Raw genomic sequence first — 3760 nt, forward strand, 5'->3', positions numbered from 1 at the left:
GGGCATGCGCGCGGGGCGCACCGGTGCTGTCGTTCCGGTGCGCCCCGCGAAGGGCAGGTGTCGTGGCTGCCCGGTCATGAGGGAGGCGGTCAGCCGCCCAGCTCCTGGTGGCGGGCCACCAGGGCGTGCGTGCCCTGTTCGGTCAGCGAGCCGTACAGCCGCAGCCGGGAGAAGCCGCCGTCGGGGAAGATGTCGATCCGGACGTGGGTGCCGACCGCCGGGGTGTCCAGCACGAAGCGGTGGTTGGTGTCGGGCTGCAGACGGGTGCGCGGCAGGAACTCGGTCCACGCTGCGTCTTCATCGGCCGCGCCGTCCTCGCCGTCCTCGCCGTCCTTCACGGAAAGGGACGCCCAGCCTGCCGAGTTGCCCTTGAGGTAGGCGGTGTCGATCTCGACGGCACGGATCTCGGACTGGGCGACCAGCTGGTAGCGGATCCAGTCGTTGCCCTGGTCGCGGCGGCGGGCGGTCTCCCAGCCGTCGTCCATCTTGCGGGAGCGGCCCGGGTTGATGGTGTTGGTGGGCGGCGAGTAGAAACGGTTGGAGGCGTCTTCGACCGAGCCGCCGTTCTCCAGCGCGACCACGTCGAAGGTGCCCAGCGTGGCGAGCCACGCCGGGTCGGGAACGACCTCGCCGTACACACGCAGCCGGGCGATGCCGCCGTCGGGGTGCTGGTTGACCCGCAGATGCGTGAAGCGCTGCTCGACCGTGACCTCGAAGCCGTTCGCCGCATGGCCTCCGACGGGGGTGCGCGGGACCAGGGTCGTCCACTTCACGTCGCCGGAGAGAAGCTCCTGCGGTGTCGGGGCGCCCTCCACAGAGGTGCCCTCGATGGAGACGGCCTGCGGCATGTTGCCGCGGAAGTGGGCGGTGTCGACGACGATGCCGCGGATCACGCCGGGGGCGCCCAGGCGTACGAGCGCCCAGTCGTGGTCCTCGGCGGTCGGCCAGGGCTGCTCGGCGGAGACACCGCGGCGGCGGCGGGTCTCCCAGCCGTCCATGATCTTGCCCTTGTGGCCGAAGTGCTCGGGGTCGAACTCGGCGGCCTCGGGGACGAGGAGGTTCTCGCGCTGGGCGAAGAACTCGTCGTTGGCGGCGATCACGCCCGCGCCCAGCTGACGGTCGGCGAGATTGGCGTAGCTGGTGAACGGGAAGTCCGCGGTGCGGTAGTCGGCGTACGGGTCGCCGCCCCCGTACGGGTTCGCGTTACCAGTGAAGGACGGTATCGCCACGGTGTCAGTTGTTCCTTTCGAGCAGCCGGCCGGTCGGCTCGGCGAGGGTGCCGTTCTCCACGATCCGCGTACCGCGCAGCCATGTCGACTTCACGACGCCGTGCAGGGTCTTTCCGGCGTAGGCCGTGACCTGGTTGCGGTGGTGGAGCTCGGCCGGGTCGACGGTGAAGGTCTCGTCGGGGGCGAGGACCGCGAAGTCGGCGTCACGGCCGGCCTCGATGGCCCCCTTCTGGCTGAGGCCCGCGAGCTCCGCCGGGGCGGACGACATCCAGCGGACGACGTCCTCCAGGGTGCGGCCGCGCCTGCGGGCCTCGGTCCAGATGGCCGGCAGGCCCAGCTGGAGCGAGGAGATGCCGCCCCAGGCGGAGGCGAAGTCGGGGGTCTTGAGGTCGGTGGTGCAGGGCGAGTGGTCGGAGACGACGCAGTCGATCGTCCCGTCGGCGAGGCCCTGCCACAGGGCGTCCTGGTTCGCCGCCTCGCGGATCGGCGGGCAGCACTTGAACTCGGTGGCGCCGTCCGGGACCTCTTCTGCGGTGAGGGTGAGGAAGTGCGGGCAGGACTCGACGGTGATGCGCACGCCCTCGGCCTTGGCCGCGGCGATCAGCGGCAGCGCGTCGCTGGAGGACAGGTGCAGGACGTGTACGCGCGCGTTCAGCCGCTTGGCGTGCGCGATCAGGTTCGCGATCGCCGTGTTCTCGGCGTCGCGGGGCCGGGAGGCGAGGAAGTCGGCGTACTTCGGGCCCTTGCGCTGCGGGGCGGCGGCCAGGTGGTGCGGGTCCTCGGCGTGCACGATCAGCAGTCCGCCGAAGCCCGCGATCTCGGCCATGGAGTGGGCGAGCTGTTCCTGGTCGAGCTCGGGGAACTCCTCGACGCCCGACGGCGACAGGAAGCACTTGAAGCCGAAGACGCCGGCATCGTACAGCGGACGCAGGTCCTTGACGTTGTCCGGGATCGCCCCGCCCCAGAAGCCGGTGTCGATGTGCGCCTTGGGCCTGGCCACGTCCTGCTTGGTGCGCAGGTTGCCGACCGTCGTCGTGGGCGGGAGGGAGTTCAGGGGCATGTCCAGGAGAGTGGTGATGCCGCCCGCCGCGGCCGCGCGGGTGGCGGTCCAGAAGCCCTCCCACTCGGTGCGGCCGGGGTCGTTCACATGGACATGGGTGTCGACGAGGCCGGGGAGGAGGACGTCGTCCCCGAGGTCCTCGAGCCGGGCACCGGCCGGCACCTCGGCGTCGTACGGCAGCACCGCCGCGATCTTCCCGCCGGCGACGCCGACGGTCGCGGCGCGCGTCCCCTCGGGGGTGATGACGCGAGTCGAGCGCAGTACCAGGTTCACATCCGTACCGGACACCCTGCCCCTCACTTCCGTACAGCGAAATTCAACGAACTGTTGAAGGAGTCTTCACCCCTGACCCCGGTCCGTCAAGACCCGCCCGGGCGACCTCGCAGGCTTAGATCTTTCCACAAAGTGGAATACGAATTTCGTTGAGCAGAACGTAGCTATGCACAGCGGCAAGGACGCGGGACCATCGGAGGTGACCGCCGACACGCGGACAAACATGCCCTGACCGGCAATGACGCCTCGACGTGAGCGGTGTGCCCCGCGCAACCGCCCGGTAGGCTGCTACCTTGCCCGCCGCCTGAAAGGACCGTTGACGTGCCGACGTACAGCGCCAGCACCACCGACGCCGCCAAGCCCGCCGCGAACAGCGGTGGTGTTCAGTCCCTCGAGCGCGCCTTCGATCTGCTCGAGCGGATGGCCGATGCCGGGGGCGAGGTCGGGCTGAGCGAACTCTCCGCGAGCAGCGGACTTCCGCTGCCCACCATCCACCGCCTCATGCGGACCCTGGTCGCCTGCGGCTACGTCCGCCAGCAGCCGAACCGCCGCTACGCCCTGGGCCCCCGGCTGATCCGCCTCGGCGAGTCCGCCTCCCGGCTGCTCGGTACGTGGGCCCGCCCGTACCTCGCCCGGCTGGTCGAGGAGACCGGCGAGACGGCGAACATGGCACTGCTCGACGGCGACGAGATCGTCTACGTCGCGCAGGTGCCCTCGAAGCACTCGATGCGGATGTTCACCGAGGTCGGCCGCCGGGTTCTGCCCCACTCGACAGGCGTGGGCAAGGCACTCCTCGCCCACACCCCGCCGGAGGAGGTACGGGCCCTGCTCGCCCGCACCGGTATGCCGGCCGCCACCGAGAAGACGATCACCACCCCCGAGGGCTTCCTCGACGCCCTGGAGCAGGTGCGCCACGCCGGGTACGCGGTGGACGACAACGAGCAGGAGATCGGCGTCCGCTGCCTCGCGGTCTCGGTGCCCAACTCCCCCACCGCCGCGGCGATCTCCATCTCGGGCCCCGCGGGCCGGGTCACGGACGCGGCGACGGAGAAGATCGTCCCGATCCTGCAGACGGTGGCGAAGGAACTCTCCGAGGCCCTGGCGAACACGTCGGCGCCGCAAGCCTGAGAGCCGCGAGACTGAAAGCCGCGGACCTGAACGAGCAGACCTGAACGAGGGGGGTACGGAGTACCCCCCT

The 3760-nt window shown here is 70.6% G+C and carries 3 protein-coding genes; 1 reads left to right on the forward strand and 2 read right to left on the reverse strand.

Annotated features, from left to right (window positions below):
• Positions 1–89: 89 nt before the first annotated feature.
• Both alc and allB read right to left on the reverse strand, forming a co-directional pair.
• Positions 90–1229: an allantoicase gene (gene alc, locus ACWGI8_RS41305; RefSeq protein ID WP_453668596.1), complete on the reverse strand. Its 1140-nt coding sequence runs from the start codon at positions 1227–1229 to the stop codon at positions 90–92.
• 4 nt (positions 1230–1233) lie between these two features.
• The gene (allB, locus tag ACWGI8_RS41310) at positions 1234–2577 is read right to left on the reverse strand and encodes an allantoinase AllB (RefSeq protein ID WP_453668597.1); all 1344 of its coding nucleotides are present in this window, start codon (positions 2575–2577) and stop codon (positions 1234–1236) included.
• A 306-nt stretch (positions 2578–2883) separates the two neighbouring features.
• Here allB and ACWGI8_RS41315 point away from each other — a divergent pair, with 306 nt between their 5' ends.
• A complete protein-coding gene (locus tag ACWGI8_RS41315; RefSeq protein WP_453668598.1) occupies positions 2884–3690 on the forward strand; it encodes an IclR family transcriptional regulator in 807 nt (268 codons plus the stop codon).
• Positions 3691–3760 lie beyond the last annotated feature (70 nt).

The sequence above is a fragment of the Streptomyces sp. NPDC054841 genome, assembly GCF_053611045.1.